The sequence below is a fragment of the Sphingomonas sp. BE138 genome (genome assembly GCF_031456125.1).
GTDB lineage: Bacteria > Pseudomonadota > Alphaproteobacteria > Sphingomonadales > Sphingomonadaceae > Sphingomonas.
The window spans coordinates 125,201-144,943 of record NZ_JAVDUC010000004.1 but is presented as its reverse complement, the minus strand read 5'-3'; the positions used below and the strand labels follow the sequence as shown (position 1 = coordinate 144,943).

Genomic DNA, 19,743 nt, shown 5'->3' with positions numbered 1-19,743 from the left:
TCCCGAGCCTTTCTTGAGGATTACCCTTGCGTGCCAGCGCCTAGCATCGCCGATCGGATCGGCGACTTTCTTCCCCTCGATGCCGGCGAACGCAGCGCCCTGGTCGACCTGACCGAGCGCGAGCGACCGCTGCGGCGCGGTGCGACGCTGGTGCGCCAGAACGAACGGTCGACCGACCTGTTCGCGCTGAAGAGCGGGATGATGATGGGCTATGTCCTGCTGGGCGACGGCAGCCGGCAGATCCTGCGCTTCCTGTTCCCGGGCGACCTGCTGGGCACGCAGACGTTTGCGTTCGGGCAGGCGCAGCAGACCTTCGTCGCGATCGTCGACAGCGTCGTCGCGCCCATCGAGCGGACGCAGCTGGCCGGGGCGATGCTGCGCCATCCGCGCCTCGCGCTGGCGCTGGCGGCGATGGAGCAGGCCGAGCACGTCGCGATCGCCGACCGGCTGGCGGCGGTCGCGAAGACGTCGGCGCGGGCGCGGGTCGCCGCGGTGCTGCTCGACCTGCGCGAACGGTTGCGGCGCGCCGACCCGGCGATCGTCGATACGTTCGCGCCCGGGCTGACGCAGGAGGAGATCGGCGACGCGGTCGGCCTGACGGCGGTTCACGTCAACCGGATGCTGCGCCAGCTGGAGGAGCAGCGGCTGATCTCGCGCAGCGGTGGGCGGGTGACGATCCTCGATGACCAGGGGCTGCGCCGCGCCGCCGAGCGTGCCGAGCGGCGCACCGCGATCGACCTGTCGTGGCTGCCGGTGCCGCAGCGCGCCTGAGCATCGCCGGGCAGGAAGTCAGGCGCCGCGGCGCACCCCGCTGGCCGCCAGTTCGGCATCGATCGCCGCCACCAGCCGCTCCAGCGCCGCGGCGTCGCGACCCTCCGCACGCAGCGTCAGCGCGGCCTGCGTGTTCGAGGCGCGCAGCAACCACCAGCCGTCGTCGCTCGATACCCGCACGCCGTCGGTGACGGTCACGCGCGCGCCTTGCTCGGCGAGGCGCGCGGCGACTTCCTCGACCACCGCGACCTTGCGCGCTTCCGCGACGCGCACCCGCCATTCGGGCGTGGCGACGCGCGCCGACGTCTCGGCGCGCAGCTCGGTCAGCGAGCGGCCCGACAGGTGGACGGCGCGGATCAGCCGCACCGCGGCGTAGAGCGCATCGTCGAAGCCGTAATATTCATGCCCGAAGAAGATATGCCCCGACAGTTCGCCGGCGAGCGGCGCACCGAGCTCCTTCATCTTCGTCTTGATCTCGCTATGCCCGGTCCGCCACATCACCGGCCGGCCCCCCAGCGCGGCGATGCGCTCGAACAGGGCATCGCTCGACTTCACGTCCGCGACGATCGTGCTGCCGGGCAACTCGGCGAGCAGCGGTGCGACCAGAACGGACAGGATCTCGTCGCCCCACAATACTCGGCCGTGCGCGTCGACCGCGCCGATCCGGTCGCCGTCGCCGTCGAAAGCCAGTCCGAAATCGAGCTTCTTCTCGACGACAAGCGCCTGAAGGTGCGCGAGATTGTCCTCCACCGTGGGATCGGGATGGTGGTGGGGGAAGGTGCCGTCGATGTCGCAGAACAGCAGGTGATGCTCGCCCGGCAATTGCTGCGTCAGCTTGGCGATCGCCGGGCCCGCGGCGCCGTTGCCCGCGTCCCACGCGATCCGGTACGTGCCCCCGGCATAGCCGGCGAGCAGCCGGCCGACGTACAGGTCGAACACGTCGGCGCTGGTGACGCTGCCCGCGCCCTCCTCCCAGTCGCCGGTCTCGGCCAGTCGCGCGAGGTCGCGCACGTCCGCCCCGCAGAAGCTGTTGCCCTGCATCACCAGCTTGAAGCCATTGTCCTCGGCGGGATTATGGCTGCCCGTTACCTGTATGCCGCCGTCCACTTCTAGCGTCGCGGCGGCGTAGTAGAGCATCGGGGACGGCCCGATGCCGATCCGCACGACATCGATCCCCGAGGCGGTCAGCCCCGCGACCAGCGCCGCCTCCAGCATCGGCGAATGGGTGCGCCCGTCGTAGCCGACCGCCACCCGCCGCCCGCCCGCGCGCCGGAGCCGGGTTCCGAACCCGCGCCCCACCGCCTGCGCATCCGCCGCGGTCAGCGTGTCGCCGACGCGCCCGCGGATATCGTAGGCGCGCAGGATCTCGGGCGACAGGCGATGCGTCACCGCACGTCCTTCAACGCGGCCAGCAGCGTGTCGCGCGCCGCGTTGACGCGCCGCGCGCGCTGCTCCGATCCGCCGCGATCGGGGTGGAGGTCGCTCATCAACCGGCGGTGCGCGGCACGGATCTCGCCTTCGCCCGCGCGCGCATCGACGCCGAGCACGCGGCGCGCCTCGCCGATCGGCGTCCGCTTCTTCCTCGCCGGCTTGCGCAGCAGCATCCATACGCCCCACACGATCAGCGCGGCGACGATCCACTTGGTCAGCATCGTCAGGCGGCCTGCCCTGTCGTCCTGGTAGCAGGAACCTCGGGCAGCGCCAGCGCCGCCATCATCTCGCGCAATTCCTGCCGCGCGGCGACGTGGCTGAGCCCCATGCCGCCGAACTCCTTGGCGTCGAGCAGCGTCAGCCCCTTGGGAAACAGCTCGCGGTAGATCACGCGCTCGCCCAGCCCCGGTATGATCCGGAACCCGACACGGCGCGCGAGCTGGTCGAGCGCCTCCGACACGCGGCGCATGTTGCGCGCCTCCAGATATTGCAGGCGGTTGCGCAGCACGACCCAGTCGATCGTCGTCCCGTCCTCACGCGCTCTGGCCTTGCGCGCGTCCCAGATCAGCTCCGAATAGAAACTGGGGCGCACGACCTTGTACGTCTCCGGATCGACCTGCCCGATCAGGTCGAAGTCGACGAAACTGTCGTTCATCGGCGTGACCAGCGTATCGGCCAGCGCCGCCGCGATCCGCGCCGCGGGATCGTCGCGGCCCGGTGTGTCGATCACCATGAAGTCGTAGCCGTCGGCGAAGCGGCGGTAGAGGTCCGCGAAATTGCCGTCCGCGCGCCCGTCGCCGGTCGCGTGGTCGGGCACCGCCAGGTCGGTTCCGGCGCGCTTGACCGTCGCCTCGCGATTGTCGAGGTAGCGCCCCAGCGTCCGCTGGCGATGGTCCAGGTCGATGCACCCGACGCGCGCGCCCTTGGCGGCCAGCGCGATCGCGACATGGACCGCGGTCGTCGACTTGCCCGTGCCCCCCTTTTCGTTGGCGAACACGATGACGTGCGTACGTGCGCCGTGCCCTTCCAGCCCCGTTTCGGACAATTCGTCGCATCCTCGATTGATTGCGTCCTGCCGCGACCATAGAACCGGTCCTTGCGAGTTTCGAGGGGTAACGGGTGGAAGTCTATCGTGATCTCGCCGGGCTGCGCGCCGCGGTCGCGGCGGCGCGTGCCGAGGGGCGCGAGGTGGCGCTGGTGCCGACGATGGGCGCGCTCCACGCCGGGCATATCGCGCTGGTCGAGGCGGCGCGGCGCCCGGGCACGTTCGTGGTGGCCTCGATCTTCGTGAATCCGAAGCAGTTCGGTGCGAACGAGGACCTGTCGCGATACCCGCGCAAGGAGGTCAGCGACATCGCGATGCTGACCGATGCCGGCTGCGACCTTTTGTGGCTGCCCCCCGTCGAGCAGATGTACCCGGCCGGCTTTGCGACCAGCGTGTCGGTGTCGGGCGTCAGCGAAGGCTGGGACGGTGCCGCGCGCCCGGGTCATTTCGACGGCGTGGCGACGGTGGTGGCCAAGCTGTTCAACCAGGTCCGACCGACCCGCGCCTATTTCGGCGAGAAGGATTTCCAGCAGCTGGCGGTGATCCGCCGCATGGTCGCCGACCTCGACTTCGACATCGAGGTTACCGGCGTGCCGACCCAGCGCGAGGACGACGGGCTCGCGCTGTCGTCGCGCAACGTCTATCTGCTGCCGGAGGAGCGGCAGAAGGCGGTCGCGCTCCCGCGCGCATTGGGCGTCGCCGCGCGCGCGGTGCTGGCCGGGGGCGACGCGGCCAAGGCGCTCGCCGATGCCACCGCGGCGCTGACCGCCGCCGGGTTCGTCGTCGACTATGTGGCGCTGGTCGATGCCGAGACGCTGGAGAGTGATCCTGCGCCGGGGCGGCGGCGGCAATTGCTGGCGGCGGCGCGGCTCGGCAACACGCGCCTGATCGACAATCTCGCCGTCGACCCTCAATGATCGTCTGGCTGTGATCGAGCAAGTCGTTCACATGGAATGATTTTGATGATCGCTGCTTTAACCATTTGGTGAGCCGAATCGGTGCACACCCCTCCTCACATTGAAGGATTGAGGGGTGATCCGATGGTAACCGATTTCGATACCGCCTTACTGGCCCGCCGTACTGCCGAGGCGACCCGCGGCGACGCCGATGCCGCCTATGAACTGGGCGTCGCCTATTCCACCGGCACGTCGGGTGCCGCGCTGGACCTGATCGCGGCGCATATGTGGTTCAACCTGTCGGCCGCGCGCGGCAACGATGCGGCCGCCGGCGCCCGCACCGATATCGCCGAGGACATGACCGCGCGCGAGATCGCGACCGCACAGCGCGCGGCCCGCGACCTGCTCGGCGGGATGCAGCGCCGCGCGGCCTGATCGTCGGGCTAACCTGCGGCATCTTCTTGACCGCCTGCGTGCGCCCGGCGCATAGCCCGGTCATGGAGAATTCGACCGAGACGCTGTCCTTCGAAGCCGGTCTGCGCGAGCTCGAGGAGATCGTCGCGCGGCTCGAATCCGGGGACACCCCGCTGGAGGAGGCGATCCGCCTGTACGAGCGCGGCAGCGTCCTGCGGCAGCGCTGCGCCGACCGGCTCGACGCCGCGCAGGCGCGTATCGAGGCGATCCGAACCGGTGCGGATGGCAAGCCGACCGACACCGAGCCGTTCGCCGCCGGATGAACGTCGCCGCCAACGCCTCGCCGCAGCTCAAGGCGGCGCTGAAGGAAGTGTCGGCGGAAATGGACCGGCGCTTCGACGCGCTGTTGCCGATCCCGAACGACCCGCGCGCCGAATTGTACCGGGCGATGCGCCACGCCACGATCGGCGGCGGCAAGCGGCTGCGCCCGTTGCTCGTCTTCGCCACCGCGCGGCTGTTCGACGTGTCGCGCGACGCGGCGGGGCGCGTGGCGACCGCGCTGGAGGCGATCCACGTCTATTCGCTGATCCACGACGATCTGCCGGCGATGGACAATGACGACCTGCGCCACGGCAAGGCGACCGTCCACAAGGCGTTCGACGAGGCGACCGCGATCCTGGCGGGCGACTGCCTCCATGCGCTCGCCTTCGAGGTGCTCGCCGATCCCGCGACGCACGCCGACCCGTTCGTCCGCGCCGAGCTGATCGCCGATCTCGCGCGCGCCTCTGGGCCGTCGGGGATGGCGGGCGGGCAGGCGATGGACCTGAAGGCGGACGGCACCCGCTTCGACCTCAACACCGTCACCCGGCTCCAGCAGATGAAGACCGGCGCGCTGATCGGCGCCGCGGTCGAAGGCGGCGCGATCCTCGGCCGCGTCGCACCCGAGGGACGGCGGCATTTGCGCGGCTACGCCCACGATCTGGGCCTCGCTTTCCAGATCGTCGACGACCTGCTCGACGTCGAAGGCGACGAGCAGCTGGCGGGCAAGAAGCTGCGCAAGGACGGCGAACAGGGCAAGGAAACGTTCGTTTCGCTGCTCGGCGTCGATCGCGCGCGGCAGCAGTCGCGGATGCTGGTCGACCAGGCGATCGATCATCTGCGCAGCTACGGCACGGAGGCCGACCTGCTGCGCGCGATCGCGCGCTTCGTCATCGACCGCCGCGGCTGACGCCGGAAAGGGTCTCCCATGCGTATCGGCGTCTATCCCGGCACCTTCGATCCGATCACGCTGGGGCATATGGACATCATCCGGCGCGGTGCGAAGCTGGTCGATCGGCTGGTGGTGGGGGTGACCACCAATCCGGGCAAGTCGCCGATGTTCACGCTGCCCGAACGCATGGCGATGGTCGAGCGAGAGGTGGATGCGATCGGCGGCGACATCCGCGTGGTGTCGTTCGATTCGCTGCTGATGGACTTCGCCGAGCGGGAAGGGGCGACGATGATCGTCCGCGGGCTGCGCGCGGTCGCCGACTTCGAATACGAATATCAGATGGCGGGGATGAACCAGCAGCTGAACGACCGGATCGAGACGGTCTTTCTGATGGCCGACGTCGGCCTGCAACCGATCGCCTCGCGGCTGGTCAAGGAGATCGCGGTGTTCGGCGGCCACATCGGCAAGTTCGTCAGCCCCGCGGTGTGTGCGGAGGTGGTGGCGCGGGTCGAGCGGGACGGGCGGCGCGGGAGCTGAGGCTTCCTTCGCCGGTCGCACCCCTTTTCCCGTCATTCCCGCGCAGGCGGGAATCCAGAACCTATGACGTCTCGACACTTGCGCGGACCTGCGCGTCCGGATCCCCGCCTCCGCGGGGATGACGGACGTGGAGGCCCCGCGCGTTCAGTTTGGCGCAAGCGGCTTTTTGGTCTAACGCCGCGCTGACCTCACGACCTGATCCGAAAGACCCGATGCGCCCGTTCGCCCTTCTCGCCGCCGCGCTTGCCGCGATCGTGTCCCAGCCCGGTGCCGCGCAGGAGCGGTTGCCCGCACCGCCGCTATCGGACAAGACCAACATCTGGGTGCTCGATCTCTCGACCGGCGGCCGGGTGGAGGTGGCATTGCGCCCCGACGTCGCGCCCAAGATGGTCGATCGGATCAAGACGCTCACCCGCCAGCATTTCTACGACGGGCTGACGTTCCACCGCGTCATCGACGGCTTCATGGCGCAGGGTGGCGATCCCAAGGGTGACGGGACCGGCGGCAGCACGCTTCCCGACCTGCCGGCCGAGTTCAACTATCTGCCGCACGTCCGCGGTGCGGTGGCCGCCGCGCGCGCCGAGAAGGAGGACAGCGCGAACAGCCAGTTCTACATCGTGCTGCAACCGCGTTTCCAGCTCGACAAGAAATACACCGTGTTCGGGCGCGTGCTGTCGGGCATGAATTACGTCGACGCGATCGAGAAGGGCGAGCCGCCGCAGAACCCGTCGCGCATCGTCCACGCCTACATCGCATCCGACAATCCCCCGGCCTACCAGCCGCAACCGGCCGCCGCGGCGCCGGCCCTGCCCGCGACGCTTCCGACGCTGCCAGGGGCGACCGCGCCGGCTCCGGCGCCCAAGAAGCGCCCAGTCCGCCGCTGAAGCCCCGCCGCTGATCGCATGAACGTCGACCTGTTCGACTTCGCGCTGCCGCCCGAGCGGATCGCGCTGCGCCCGGCCGCGCCGCGCGATGCCGCACGGATGCTGGTGGTCACGCCCGAGGGGCTGGCGGACCGGATCGTGTCCGACCTGCCGGCGCAGCTGCGCAGCGGCGACCTGCTGGTCTTCAACGACACGCGCGTGATCCCGGCGCAGCTGGAGGGGACGCGCGGCGTGGCGGCGATCGGCGCGACGCTCCACAAGCGTGAGGGGGCAAGGCGGTGGCGCGCGTTCGTGCGCAACGCGCGGCGGCTGCGCGACGGCGACGCGATCGACTTCGGCCACGGCGTGACCGCGACCGCGCACGACCGCGGCGAGGACGGCAGCTGGGCGCTGGAGTTCGCCGGTGACGAGCCGGTCGAGTTGCTGCTGGAGCGTGCCGGGCGGATGCCGCTGCCGCCGTATATCGCGGGCAAGCGCGACACCGATGCGCGCGATGCGGATGATTACCAGACGATGTTCGCGGCCGAACCCGGCGCCGTCGCCGCCCCGACCGCCGCGTTGCACTTCACGCCCGCGCTGCTGGCGTCACTTGCGCAGGCGGGCGTCGATCATGCGACGCTGACGCTGCACGTCGGCGCGGGCACGTTCCTGCCGGTCAAGGCGGAGGACACCGCCGACCACCGGATGCACGCCGAATGGGGCCGCATCGATGCCGCGACCGCCGCGCGGTTGAACGCGGTGCGCGGGCGCGGCGGACGCGTGATCGCGGTCGGCACCACCTCGCTACGGCTGATCGAGAGCGCGACCGACGCGGACGGTATGATCCAGCCGTTCGAGGGGGATACCTCAATCTTCATCACGCCGGGCTATCGCTTTCGCGGCATCGACGGGCTGATGACCAATTTCCACCTGCCGCGATCGACGCTGTTCATGCTGGTGTCGGCGCTGATGGGGCTGGAGCGGATGCAGGCGGCGTATGCGCATGCGATCGCGCAGGAATATCGCTTCTATTCCTACGGCGACGCGTCGCTGCTGTTGCCGTGAGGGTCTCGAGCCCTTCCCCGGAGGGGGAGGGGCTCATTCCTTCTTGGCGGTCTTCTTCGCTGGCGCCTTCTTGGCAGCCGGCTTTTTCGCAGCGGCCTTCTTGGCCGGGGCCTTCTTCTTCGGCTTGGCGGGCGCGGCGGCGGCGCGGTCGTCGATCAGTTGCGCGGCTTCCTCCAGCGTCAGCTGGTCGGGGGCGATCGTCTTGGGCAGCGTCGCGTTGGTCGTGCCGTCGGTGACATAGGGGCCGTAGCGTCCCTCCATCAGCTTCAGCTCCGCCTCGGTGCGCGGATGGGCGCCGAGCACCTTGAGCGGGGCGCGCGCCGCGCCGCGCGCGGGGCGACCGCCGCCCGCCGCCGCCTCGGCGAGCTTGACCACCGCGGCATTCATGCCGGTTTCGAACACCTCGGCGGTCGACGAAAGTCGCGCATATTTGCCGTCGTGCAACAGGTACGGCCCGTAGCGCCCGATGCTGGCGGTGATGGGCTGCCCGGTTTCCGGATGTTGCCCGACCGTACGTGGAAGATGCAACAGACGCAGCGCCATCTCCAGATCGAGGTCGCCGATGTCCTTCGGGATCGACGCGCGCTTCGCCTCCTTGCCCTCGCCGAGCTGGATGTACGGGCCGAAACGCCCGCTCTTGCGCTCGACCGGCAGCCCCGTCTCGGGATCGTGGCCGAGCTGCTCGGGGCCGGTGTCCTCGGCCGCGGCGTCGCCGCCCTGCGCGAAGCGACGCGTGTACTTGCACTCGGGATAGTTGCTGCACGCGATGAACGCCCCGAACTTGCCGCCGCGCAGCGCCAGCTGCCCGGCATGGCACGCCGGGCACAGCCGCGGATCGCTGCCATCGGCTTTTTCGGGGAAAAGGTACGGCGCGAGGAACTGGTCGAGCGCGGCGGTGACCTCGCTCGGCTTCTGCTCCATCACCTCGGCGGTGCGCGGCTTGAAATCGCGCCAGAACGCCTCGAGCACCGCCTGCCATTGCGCGCGGCCGCCGGACACGTCGTCCAGCTCCTCTTCCAGCCCGGCGGTATAGTCGAAGCCGACGTACTTCTCGAAGAACCGCTCGAGGAACGCCGTCACCAGCCGCCCGCTCTCCTCGGCGAAGAAGCGGTTCTTCTCGACCCGCACATAGGCGCGATCCTTGAGCGTCTTGATGATCGAGGCGTAGGTCGACGGACGACCGATCCCCAGTTCCTCCATCCGCTTGACCAGCGACGCTTCCGAGAAGCGCGGCGGCGGCTGCGTGAAATGCTGCTCGGCGACGATGTCCTTCTTGGCCGGGCTGTCGCCCTCGCGCATCCGCGGCAGGCGCTTGGCGTCTTCGTCCTCGGCGTCGCCCTGTTGGGCAGAGCCGCCACGAAAACCCTTGTCGTCCTGCCCCTCTTCGTAGAGCGCGAGATAGCCGGGGAAGAGCACCACTTGCCCGGTGGCGCGCAGCAGGTTGCGCCCGGTGCCGTCCGCCAGCTCGATCGTGGTACGCTCCATCCGCGCGGAGGCCATCTGCGACGCGAGCGCGCGCTTCCAGACCAGATCGTACAGGCGCGCATGGTCGCCGCCGCCGACGCGGTCCTTTGAGAAGTCGGTCGGGCGGATCGCCTCGTGCGCTTCCTGCGCGTTCTTGGCCTTGGTCTGGTACTGCCGCGGCTTGTCCGGCACATAGCCGCCGTCATAGCGATCGGCGATCGCGGCCCGCGCGGCGGAGATGGCGCTGCCGTCCATCTGCACGCCGTCGGTCCGCATATAGGTGATCGCGCCGTCCTCGTAGAGCTGCTGCGCGATTCGCATCGTATGGTCGGCGGAGAAACCGAGCTTGCGCGCCGCCTCCTGCTGGAGCGTCGAGGTGGTGAAGGGCGGCGGCGGGTTGCGCGTCGCGGGCTTGGTCTCGACCGACTGGACCGAGAAATTGCCGGCCTCGACATCGGCCTTCGCCTTCAGTGCGTCGCCCTCGGCACCGATCGACAGGCGGTCGAGCTTCTTGCCCTGCCATTGCACCAGCCGCGCGGAAAACGGCATTCCGTCCTGCTCCATGGCCGCGGTGATCGACCAATATTCCTGCGCCCGGAACGCCTCGATCTCGCGCTCGCGGTCGACGATCAGCCGCAGCGCGACCGACTGGACGCGCCCGGCCGACTTTGCGCCGGGCAGCTTGCGCCACAGCACCGGCGACAGCGTGAAGCCGACGAGATAGTCGAGCGCGCGCCGCGCCCGGTACGCGTCGATCAGGTCGGTATCGAGATCGCGCGGCGCCTGCATCGCCTGCGTCACCGCCTGTTTGGTGATCGCGTTGAAGGTGACGCGCTGCACGTCCTTGGGCAGCGCCTTGCGCTTGGCGAGCACCTCTTGCACGTGCCACGAGATCGCCTCGCCCTCGCGATCGGGGTCGGTGGCCAGGATCAGGCGGTCGGCGGTCTTGGCGGCGTCGGCGATCGCCTTGAGCTGCTTGGTCTTGTCGGCGTAGTTTTCCCACTCCATCGCGAACCCCTCGTCGGGGTTCACCGAGCCGTCGCGCGGCGGAAGGTCGCGGACGTGCCCGTAGCTGGCGAGCACGCGATAGTCCGAACCGAGATACTTCTCGATGGTTTTGGCCTTGGCCGGCGATTCGACGATGACGAGCTGCATATGCCTTAGGTGGGTAGCCTTACGTGTACGCGCGAGGGTGGCGGGGGTCGGCGGGGGGCGTCAAGTCGGCGGCGGCGTCTTCCTCTGCGCGGCAGGCGGCATAGGCGACCGCCCAAAGCGCAGCACCGAGGATCGTGAGCGCCGCGCCGACGATGTTGGTGACGGCATCGCCAATCGGCTGGCCCAGCAGCGGCGTCAGTACCGCCCAGTCCAGCAGCATGGCGACCAGCAGCGGCAACCATGTCAGCACGATCAGCCCGATCACCACGTCCGAGCGTGGCTCGGCAAGTCGCCAGCTGCGCTGCATCGCCTGAAGCACCTGAAGTCGTTCGGCGACGAGAACCGGTAGCGCCAGGCACCACATCGCGGCGAGCAGCAAGCCCGGTACGATGAGCAGGAGAAATCCGATCAAGACCGGCAGCGCGACCAGGACGAACAGCAGCGTCGCCGCGGCGACACGGCCAGGCGACGGCAGCGGCGATCGCTGAGACGGCGTCAGGTCGAGACGTTCTAGAACACAGATCGTCGCGATCAATGAGAGATAGATATCGGCCACCGTCGAACAGAGGCCGAGGAGCCAGCCGCTGCCCGGCACCACCGCAAAGGCGACCGAAAAAACTGCGTCGATGACGAGAAGGGACACGAAGGTGCTGCGGTCGCCGCGGACGACGGCCGCCGTCCGTTTCAGGATCGCCCCGATCGTCACGATCTCACCCGGCATGGCTCACCCTTCCCCCGGCATGACGCTCCAGCCGTCCGGCCAGCTCCATCTCCAGCAGCACCATCTGCACCACCGCAGGCGCGCAATCGGCCTGGCGGACCAGCTCGTCGACCGCGACCGGGACCGGGCCGAGCAGCCGTTCGATGCGTGCGCGCTCGGCGTCGCTCGCGTCCTCCGGCGGCGGTGCGCCCCACCCGCCGGCGGGCGCGCGGACGGCGGCGCGGGCGTCGATCGGGCGAATCTGTTCCAGCACGTCGGCGGCGGTCTGGATCAGCGTCGCGCCGTCGCGGATCAGCGTGTTGCAGCCCTGTGCGCGCGGATCGGACGGGTGACCGGGCACCGCCATCACCTCGCGCCCCTGCTCGCCCGCCAGCCGCGCGGTGATGAGCGAGTCCGATCGCGGCGCGGCCTCTACCACCAGCGTCCCCAGCGCCAGCCCGGCGATGATGCGGTTGCGGTGCGGGAAGTGGCGCGCGCGCGGCTCGGTGCCGGGCGGCATCTCGGCGATCAACAGCGCCTCCGCGGCGATCCGCTCCTGCAAGGCGGCGTTCTCCGGCGGGTAGGCGACGTCGATCCCGCCGGCGATGACCGCGATGGTCGTGTTGCACGCGCCCTCGTGCGCGGCGGTGTCGATCCCGCGCGCCAGGCCCGAGATGACGGTCGCCCCGTCGACGGCCAGGTCGTGCGCGAGGCTGCGCGCGAAGCGGCAGGCGGCGGCCGAGGCGTTGCGCGCGCCGACCAGCGCGACCGGCGTGCGCCGCGCCAGCGACAGGTCGCCGCGCGCCGTCAACACCGCGGGCGCATTGTCGATCTCGGCGAGCAGCGCGGGATAGTCGGGGTCGCCGAGGAACAGCAGCCGCGCGCCAAGCGCCTCGACCAGCCGCCGCTCGCGATCCACCGCGGCGATCGATGGCGGCTCGGGCACGCGCCCGCCGCCGCGTCTCGCAAGATCAGGGAGCGCATCGAGCGCCACCGCGGCGCTGCCGAACCGCGCGAGCAATTGCCGGTAGCCGACCGGGCCGATCGACGGCGTGCGGATCAGCCGCAGCCGTGCGCCGGCGTCATCCACTCGCGGAATCGTCGGCCGCGACGGGCTTCGCGCCGCCGACGCGCGGCTCGGTGCCGTCGACCAGCCGCGCGATATTGGCGCGGTGCTTCCACAGCACGATCGCCGCCAGCGCCATCAACAGCGGCACGATGTCGAAACGGCCGAGCACCGCGGCGGTCACCGGCGTGCTGATCGCCGCCGCCATCCCGGCCAGCGAGGAGATGCGCGCGATCGCGAGCAGTCCGAGCCAGATGACCGCAAACACCAGCCCGACCTGCCAGCCGAGCCCCAGCGCGATGCCCATCAGCGTCGCCACGCCCTTGCCGCCGCGGAAGCGCAGCCAGACCGGATAGCAATGCCCGATCAGCGCGCCCGCCGCCGCCAGCGGCGCCTCGTCCGGCCAGATCCATGCGACCAGCAGCACCGCGACCAGCCCCTTCGCGAGATCGAGCAGCAGGGTCGCCGCCGCCAGTCCCTTGCGCCCGGTGCGCAGCACGTTGGTGGCGCCGATGTTGCCCGAACCGATCGTGCGCAGGTCGCCCGCGCCGGTCATGCGCGTCAGCACCACCCCGAACGGGATCGACCCCAGCAGGTAGCCGATCAGCAAGGCCGCCACCGGCGGTATCCAGATGATCTCGGTCGGCAGCGTCGCGTCCCCCTGTTTCGCCGCTCCTTAGCCGAAACATTTCGGGTACGCCACCGGGCAGCGTTGCCCGATACGACCGATCCGGCGTAGGCGGCGCCATGACCCCCGCCATGACCCCCGCCGTCACGGACGCCGTGACGGACGCCGCGCCGATCCTGTTCTTCGATTCCGGCGTGGGCGGGCTGTCGGTGGTGGCGCCGACGCGCGAACTGCTGCCGACGGCGCCGATCGTCTACGCCGCCGATTCGGCCGGCTTCCCCTACGGCACGCGCAGCGAGGCGGAGATTGCGGCGCGGGTGCCCGCGCTGCTCGGGCGGCTGGTCGAGCGCTATCGGCCGCGCCTGGTCGTGATCGCCTGCAACACCGCCTCGACGATCGCGCTGCCGGCGGTGCGGGCCGCGCTCGACGTGCCGGTCGTGGGTACGGTGCCCGCCATCAAGCCCGCTGCGGCGATGAGCGAAACGCGCGTGATCGGCGTGCTCGGCACCGAGGCGACGGTGCGCCAGCCCTATGTCGACGATCTGGCGGCGCGCTTCGCGGGTGATTGCACGGTGCTCCGCCACGGCTCGGCGGCGCTGGTCGAGCTGGCGGAGGCGAAGCTGGCGGGCACCGCGCCGGCGCCGGACGCGATCGCCGCCGAGCTGGGCGGGCTGTTCGCGCAACCGGGGGGGGGGCGGATCGACGTGATCGTGAACGCCTGTACGCACTTTCCGCTTCTGGAGCGCGAGATGGCCACGGTCGCGCCGCAGGTGCGCTTCGTCGACGGCGGCGCGGGGATCGCGCGGCGCATCGCCTATCTGACCCAGGGACACGCGTGGCCGGTTGCGGCGCCCGCGCATCGGCTGGTCTTCACGCGGCTGGGCGAGCGCGAGCGGCGCATCGCCGACGCGCTCGCGGCGCGGGGCTTCGTGGCGGCGGAGGCGCTGTGAGGCGGCGGGTAGGGCAATTTGTCCACCCTTTTCGATTATAGAGAGTGCGGTTCTGCGCTGGCCTTCGTGGTCCATCGGGAGTAATCGGCGGGTCATGAAGACGGAGAGCATCGAAGCGCGCGGCGTCGATTATTCGCGCGTGTTCACCCAGGCGATCGACCGGCTGCACGCCGAGGGTCGGTATCGCGTGTTCATCGACATTCTCCGCAACAAGGGGATGTTCCCCAATGCGCGCTGCTTCGCCGGGCACAACGGCCCGAAGCCGATCACCGTCTGGTGCTCGAACGATTATCTCGCGATGGGCCAGCACCCAAAGGTGATCGCGGCGATGGAGGAAGCGCTCCACGACGTCGGCGCCGGCTCGGGCGGTACGCGCAACATCGGCGGCAACACGCATTATCACATCGACCTGGAGGGCGAGCTGGCCGATCTGCACGGCAAGCAGGCGGCGCTCTTGTTCACCTCGGGCTATGTCTCCAACGAGGCGACGCTGTCGACGCTCGCCAAGGTGCTGCCGGGGTGCATCATCTATTCGGACGAGCTGAACCATGCCTCGATGATCGCGGGGATCCGCAATTCGGGATGCGAGAAGCGCGTGTTCCGGCACAACGACCTGGCACATCTCGAGGAACTGCTGGCGGCCGACGATCCTGCGGCACCCAAGCTGATCGCGTTCGAGAGCGTCTATTCGATGGAAGGCGACGTGGCGCCGGTCGCGGCGATCTGCGATCTGGCCGACAAGTACAACGCGCTGACCTATCTGGACGAGGTCCATGCGGTCGGCATGTATGGCGCGCGCGGCGGCGGCATCTCGGAGCGCGACGGGGTGGCCGATCGGCTGACGATCATCGAGGGGACGCTGGGCAAGGCGTTCGGGGTGATGGGCGGCTATATCGCGGCCGACCGCACGATCGTCGACGTGATCCGGTCGTATGCACCGGGGTTCATCTTCACCACCTCGCTGTCACCGGTGCTGGTCGCTGGCGTGCTGGCGAGCGTGCGGCACCTGAAGCAGTCGAGCGCCGAGCGCGACGGGCAGCAGGCGGCGGCCGCGACGCTGAAGGCGATGCTGTCGGACGCCGGGCTGCCGGTGATGGCGGGCGAGACGCATATCGTGCCGGTGATGGTCGGCGATCCGGTAAAGGCCAAGAAGATCAGCGACATCCTGCTCGCCGAATACGGCGTGTACGTGCAGCCGATCAATTACCCGACCGTGCCGCGCGGCGCCGAACGGCTGCGCTTCACGCCCGGCCCGGCGCACAGCGAGGCGATGATGCGCGAGCTGGTCGATGCGCTGGTCGAGATCTGGGACCGGCTGGAGCTGCGAATCGCCGCTTGAGCGGGGTTACCGGAGCGGCGCGTCGCGTTGTTCGAGCAGCGGCGGCAGATAAGGTAGCGGCGCGTTCGGCGGCATCGTCGCCAGTTCCGCGGCGATCGCGTTGGCGCGGTCCTTTGACGACGGGTGCGTGCGGCTGTGGAACATGCCGCCGTCGATCCTGCTGCCGTATTCGCGCCAGAAGGTGACCGCCAGCTGCGGATCCCAGCCGGCGTTGCGCAGCAGATACGCGCCGAGCAGGTCGGCCTCGGTCTCGGTATGGCGGAACAGCCGCGCGTTGCGGCCGAACTCGGACAGCAGCCCCCATTTGACCCCCGCCGCCTCCAGCCGGACGCGGTGGCGCAGGATCGCATGCGCGAGTTCGTGCGCGACGACGACCGCGATCTGATCGTCGCCGAAGCGGGTGAACAGCGCCCCGCCCACCTGCACCACGCGCCCGTCCGACGAGGCGCCCAGCTTGCCGCCCGTCAGCACTTCGAACTCGACCCGGCACCCGGCGCGCGGGTGCACCGTCACCTGCCGGTCCGCGCCGTCGCGACGCAGCGTCAGCGGGAGCGGCGCGTCGGGCGCGCGCGCCGCGATCCGTGCCTGCGCCGCGTCGCGGGTGGCGCTGGTCAGCGCGTCGCCCGCGGCAGGGGCGGGCAGCGCGCGACCGTCGATCGCCACCACCCCGTCGTTCGCCGCCACGCCGGCGGTCGCCGCGGGCGTGCCCGGCACCACCAGCTCGACCGCGACCGGGGTGGGGAAGGCATCGCGCAGTGCGGGCGGATATTGGTCGGCGGCGTGGAGCGTGGCGCCGATCACCGGCTGCCGCTCGCGGCACAGCGCAACGTTGGCGGTGGTGAGCCGCCAGGCGATCGCCGCCAGCCGCTGATCGACCTCCAGAAGGCTGGGCGCGGCGGCGGCGGGCAGCGCGGCCAGCGTCAGCAGGACGGCAACCGGGGCGGCGAACAGGCGGAACAACATACGCAGGCACTCGGTGTGGCAGGTGCAACGCGCGGCGGAGCGGTCCGGCGGCGTCGCGTTCGACCGTACAGGGTGTCGCGCGGCGGTGGCAACAACGGTCGCGGCACGGCGGGGGTGTTGATCTGCGTCAGGCAATTTGCCGAAAAGTTGACCGGTCGATTCATCTTTCCGCGCTAGGGGAAATAGGAATCCGGGCGATCGCGCCGCTGCACGGCATGTTCCGCACGCCGGAAGACGGGCGAAAAAGAGGACGCAATGCACAGCAACTACCCTGGCGCCTTCGCGCTGCTGCCGATGGTCGTCGCGGCCGCCGCCTGCCCGGCGCCCGCCGCAGCACAGGCGGCGGCACCGACGCAGGCACCCGCCACGGCGTCCGCGCCCGGCAAGCCCGAGGCACCGACGCCGACGCAGGCGCCCGCCACGCCGTCCGCGATCGGCTATCCCGCGACCGGCGACGGCGAGGGCACGGTGCCGGGCAAGTTCAACGTGTCGCGCTGGGCGGAGGACTGGCGCGGGATGCGTGACCCCGCCAAGCGCGACGATCCACTCGACCGGCTGAAGTACCTGCCGCTGACCGACAGCGGCGACGTGTATCTGACGCTGTCGGGCGAGCTGCGCTACCGCGTGCAGGAGACCACCAACCCCGACCTGCGCGACCGCGCGGCGCAGCGGCAGGACCGCACGCGGGTGTTCGCCGGGGCCGACCTGCACCTGGGCGAGCATGTCCGCGTCTATGGCGAACTGGCGCATGCCGGATTGCAGGGGCTGAACCTGGGTACGCCCGGCGCGAACCTGCGCAACCGGCTGACCTTGCAGCAGGGGTTTGGCGAGGTGAAGGGCTCGATCGGCGGCGCGGAGGTCGGGGTGCGCGGCGGACGGCAGGAATTTTCCGACGGGCCGAACCTGCTGACCGCGGTGCGCGACGATCCGACACTGCATTTCGTGCTCGACGGGGTGCGCGGCTACGCGCGTGGCAAGCACGTGCGCGCCGACGTGTTCGACCTTCATTTCGTCAACTACGGACAGGGCGGGCTGGGTGACGACCGCACCGACTCCGCGCGCCGTTTCAGCGGAGCGACGTTCGGCTATGTCGTACCGCAGACCTTCCTGGGCAAATCTAAGCTGTTCCTCGACCCGTTCGTCTGGCGGCTGCGCAGCGATGCGGCGGTGTGGGGGCGGCAGACCGCGCGCGAGGAGCGGATGTTCTACGGCCTGCACCTGTACGGCGAGATCGACCGCGCGACGATCGACTGGACGGTGAACCACCAGGGCGGCAGCTTCGGCGATCGCTCGATCAGCGCCTGGCAGGCGTTCATCGCGCAGACGTGGCGCATCGCGGCGAGTTCGGACGCGCCGCGCGTCGGCGTGCACGTCGATTATGCCAGCGGCGGCGGCGGCGCTTCCGGGCGCGGCACGCTGCGCACGCCCAGCGGGCTGTACGGCAACAACATTTATTACAGCTACCAGCTGTTCCTGACGCCGGCCAACCTGCTGGCGATCTCCCCCAATATCACCGTACAGCCGGTCAAGAGCCTGCGCGTCACCGCCGAATATACGATGGCATGGCGCCCGAACGAGGACGAGGCGGTGTACCGCGCGTCGGGCGCGGCGTTTGCGGGGACGCAGAACGTCGCGGGCAAGCACACCGCCGATCTGATCCGTGCGCAGGCGGTGTGGACGGTGACGCCGCGCATTTCGTTGACGGGACGCTACGAACACCTGATGGTGAAGGACGCATTGTCGAACGCGGGATACAAGAACTCCGACTTTCTGGTAGGATGGATCAGTCTGCGTTTCTAAGTATCTGACGGGAGAGGAAAATGGCGGGAGCGCCGGATAGCAGTCTACGGTTGAGGTCGATTATCGGCGGGTCGACCGGCAATCTGGTCGAATGGTTCGACTGGTACGTCTATTCGGCCTTCACGCTCTATTTCGCGCCGCATTTCTTTCCGTCGGGCGATCAGACCGCGCAATTGCTGAGCGCGGCGGCGGTGTTCGCGGTCGGCTTCGTCATGCGCCCGATCGGGGCGTGGATCATGGGGATCTATGCCGATCGCAAGGGGCGCAAGGCGGGGCTGACGTTGTCGGTCACGCTGATGTGCGCGGGCTCGCTGATCATCGCGCTGACGCCCGGCTACGAGGCGATCGGTCTGGCCGCGCCGGCGTTGCTGGTGCTGGCGCGGTTGATGCAGGGGCTTTCGGTCGGCGGCGAATATGGCGCCAGCGCCACGTACCTGTCGGAAATGGCGGGCAAGGACCGGCGCGGCTTCTTCTCGGCGTTCCAGTACGTCACGCTGATCTCCGGGCAGTTGCTGGCGATCATGGTGCTGCTGATCCTGCAGGCGGCGATGGACAAGCCGGCGCTGGAGGCGTGGGGCTGGCGGATCCCGTTCGCGATCGGCGCGGTGCTGGCGGTGGTCGTCTTCTACCTGCGGCGTGGCCTGGCCGAAACCGAGAGCTTCAAGAACGCCAAGGCGCATGACGCGCCCAAGTCCGGGTTCCTCGCGCTGCTGAAGAACCACCCGCGCGAAACAGCGCTGGTGATGCTGCTGACCGCCGGCGGCACGCTCGCTTTCTATGCCTATTCGATCTACATGCAGAAGTTCCTGGTCAATACCAGCGGCTTCTCCAAGGAGGTCGCGACCCAGATCAATGCGGTGACGCTGTTCGTGTTCATGCTGCTGCAGCCGATCGCGGGCGGGCTGTCGGACCGGATCGGGCGCAAGCCGCTGATGGTCGCGTTCGGGGTGGCGGGCGTGCTGTTCACCTACCCGATCTTTTCCGCGCTGGCGGCGACGCGCGACCCGGTCACCGCCGGGCTGCTGGTGATGGCGTCGCTGATCATCGTCACCGGCTACACCTCGATCAACGCCGTGGTGAAGGCCGAGCTGTTCCCCGCGCACATCCGCGCGCTGGGCGTGGCGCTGCCCTATGCGCTGGCGAACACCATCTTCGGCGGCACCGCGGAATATGTCGCGCTCAGCTTCAAGAAGCACGGGTGGGAGCAGGGCTTCTACTGGTACGTCACCGTGATGATCGGCATCTCGCTGCTGGTCTACCTGCGCATGCGCGACACCGGGCGGAACAGCCTCATCAGCGAGGATTGAGGATGCGGCCACGCGTTTGATCTCCTCCGCACGAGGGCGCCGCCCCAGCGAAAGCTGGGGCGACGTGCCGCTCTTGCCGGATGCCGTCGCAACGAGACTCCGGCTTTCGCCGGGATGACGAATGTTCGTCGGGGGCAGT

General features: G+C 69.7%; 20 protein-coding genes. 12 read left to right on the top strand and 8 right to left on the bottom strand.

From position 1 onward, the window contains the following. Window positions 1-30 precede the first annotated feature (30 nt). Window positions 31-771, top strand: a complete 741-nt coding sequence (locus J2Y58_RS07530) for a Crp/Fnr family transcriptional regulator (RefSeq protein WP_310100928.1) — start codon at window positions 31-33, stop codon at window positions 769-771. An 18-nt stretch (window positions 772-789) separates the two neighbouring features. On the opposite strand, the gene pgmG is transcribed toward J2Y58_RS07530, so the two are convergent. Genes pgmG through J2Y58_RS07515 form a run of 3 tightly spaced genes read right to left on the bottom strand, consistent with a single transcriptional unit; the run spans window position 790 to window position 3,247 of the window. Then, complete coding sequence (gene pgmG / locus J2Y58_RS07525) at window positions 790-2,160, bottom strand: phosphoglucomutase/phosphomannomutase PgmG (RefSeq protein WP_310100925.1); 1,371 nt, start codon at window positions 2,158-2,160, stop codon at window positions 790-792. Continuing rightward, window positions 2,157-2,423, bottom strand: coding sequence for a DnaJ domain-containing protein (locus J2Y58_RS07520; RefSeq protein ID WP_310100922.1), 267 nt, complete (start codon window positions 2,421-2,423; stop codon window positions 2,157-2,159). The genes pgmG and J2Y58_RS07520 overlap by 4 nt, the downstream gene beginning before the upstream one ends. 2 nt (window positions 2,424-2,425) lie before the next feature. Next, window positions 2,426-3,247 carry a division plane positioning ATPase MipZ gene (locus J2Y58_RS07515; protein WP_310100919.1) on the bottom strand — a complete coding sequence of 274 codons (822 nt, stop codon included), beginning with the start codon at window positions 3,245-3,247 and terminating at the stop codon, window positions 2,426-2,428. Between the two features lie 74 nt (window positions 3,248-3,321). Between J2Y58_RS07515 and panC the strand changes: the two genes are divergently transcribed. The 7 genes from panC (at window position 3,322) to queA (ending at window position 8,232) form a co-directional block, all read left to right on the top strand. Beyond that, on the top strand, window positions 3,322-4,164 hold the full coding sequence (panC, locus tag J2Y58_RS07510) for a pantoate--beta-alanine ligase (protein WP_310100916.1): 843 nt from the start codon (window positions 3,322-3,324) through the stop codon (window positions 4,162-4,164). Between the two features lie 123 nt (window positions 4,165-4,287). After that, window positions 4,288-4,578: a hypothetical protein gene (locus tag J2Y58_RS07505; protein WP_310100915.1), complete on the top strand. Its 291-nt coding sequence runs from the start codon at window positions 4,288-4,290 to the stop codon at window positions 4,576-4,578. 62 nt (window positions 4,579-4,640) lie between these two features. Then, window positions 4,641-4,880, top strand: coding sequence for an exodeoxyribonuclease VII small subunit (locus J2Y58_RS07500; RefSeq protein WP_310100912.1), 240 nt, complete (start codon window positions 4,641-4,643; stop codon window positions 4,878-4,880). Then, entirely contained in the window at window positions 4,877-5,785 is a 909-nt protein-coding gene (locus J2Y58_RS07495; RefSeq protein WP_310100909.1) for a farnesyl diphosphate synthase, read from the top strand. Before J2Y58_RS07500 ends, J2Y58_RS07495 begins: the two co-directional genes overlap by 4 nt. A gap of 18 nt (window positions 5,786-5,803) precedes the next feature. Further along, a complete protein-coding gene (gene coaD, locus J2Y58_RS07490; protein WP_310100906.1) occupies window positions 5,804-6,304 on the top strand; it encodes a pantetheine-phosphate adenylyltransferase in 501 nt (166 codons plus the stop codon). Between the two features lie 212 nt (window positions 6,305-6,516). Further along, window positions 6,517-7,188: a peptidylprolyl isomerase gene (locus tag J2Y58_RS07485; protein ID WP_310100902.1), complete on the top strand. Its 672-nt coding sequence runs from the start codon at window positions 6,517-6,519 to the stop codon at window positions 7,186-7,188. Window positions 7,189-7,206: 18 nt separating this feature from the next. Beyond that, window positions 7,207-8,232, top strand: coding sequence for a tRNA preQ1(34) S-adenosylmethionine ribosyltransferase-isomerase QueA (gene queA, locus J2Y58_RS07480; protein ID WP_310100899.1), 1,026 nt, complete (start codon window positions 7,207-7,209; stop codon window positions 8,230-8,232). Window positions 8,233-8,265: 33 nt separating this feature from the next. On the opposite strand, the gene topA is transcribed toward queA, so the two are convergent. Genes topA through plsY form a run of 4 tightly spaced genes read right to left on the bottom strand, consistent with a single transcriptional unit; the run spans window position 8,266 to window position 13,227 of the window. Next, window positions 8,266-10,851, bottom strand: a complete 2,586-nt coding sequence (gene topA / locus J2Y58_RS07475) for a type I DNA topoisomerase (RefSeq protein ID WP_310100896.1) — start codon at window positions 10,849-10,851, stop codon at window positions 8,266-8,268. A gap of 19 nt (window positions 10,852-10,870) precedes the next feature. Then, complete coding sequence (locus tag J2Y58_RS07470; RefSeq protein ID WP_310100895.1) at window positions 10,871-11,572, bottom strand: hypothetical protein; 702 nt, start codon at window positions 11,570-11,572, stop codon at window positions 10,871-10,873. Next, window positions 11,562-12,641 (bottom strand): DNA-processing protein DprA, encoded by a 1,080-nt coding sequence (dprA, locus tag J2Y58_RS07465; RefSeq protein ID WP_310100891.1) that lies wholly within the window; start codon window positions 12,639-12,641, stop codon window positions 11,562-11,564. The genes J2Y58_RS07470 and dprA overlap by 11 nt, the downstream gene beginning before the upstream one ends. Further along, window positions 12,634-13,227, bottom strand: coding sequence for a glycerol-3-phosphate 1-O-acyltransferase PlsY (gene plsY / locus J2Y58_RS07460; protein ID WP_405053082.1), 594 nt, complete (start codon window positions 13,225-13,227; stop codon window positions 12,634-12,636). Before plsY ends, dprA begins: the two co-directional genes overlap by 8 nt. Window positions 13,228-13,364: 137 nt before the next feature. Here plsY and murI point away from each other — a divergent pair, with 137 nt between their 5' ends. Continuing rightward, entirely contained in the window at window positions 13,365-14,195 is an 831-nt protein-coding gene (gene murI, locus J2Y58_RS07455; RefSeq protein ID WP_310100888.1) for a glutamate racemase, read from the top strand. 94 nt (window positions 14,196-14,289) lie between these two features. Continuing rightward, window positions 14,290-15,534: a 5-aminolevulinate synthase gene (gene hemA / locus J2Y58_RS07450; protein ID WP_310100884.1), complete on the top strand. Its 1,245-nt coding sequence runs from the start codon at window positions 14,290-14,292 to the stop codon at window positions 15,532-15,534. A 6-nt stretch (window positions 15,535-15,540) separates the two neighbouring features. On the opposite strand, the gene J2Y58_RS07445 is transcribed toward hemA, so the two are convergent. Then, window positions 15,541-16,497 (bottom strand): M48 family metallopeptidase, encoded by a 957-nt coding sequence (locus J2Y58_RS07445; RefSeq protein ID WP_310100881.1) that lies wholly within the window; start codon window positions 16,495-16,497, stop codon window positions 15,541-15,543. Window positions 16,498-16,752: 255 nt separating this feature from the next. Between J2Y58_RS07445 and J2Y58_RS07440 the strand changes: the two genes are divergently transcribed. Together J2Y58_RS07440 and J2Y58_RS07435 are read left to right on the top strand one after the other, a co-directional pair. Further along, window positions 16,753-18,297 (top strand): alginate export family protein, encoded by a 1,545-nt coding sequence (locus J2Y58_RS07440; RefSeq protein WP_310100878.1) that lies wholly within the window; start codon window positions 16,753-16,755, stop codon window positions 18,295-18,297. A gap of 20 nt (window positions 18,298-18,317) precedes the next feature. Continuing rightward, window positions 18,318-19,604, top strand: a complete 1,287-nt coding sequence (locus J2Y58_RS07435) for an MFS transporter (protein ID WP_310100875.1) — start codon at window positions 18,318-18,320, stop codon at window positions 19,602-19,604. Window positions 19,605-19,743 lie beyond the last annotated feature (139 nt).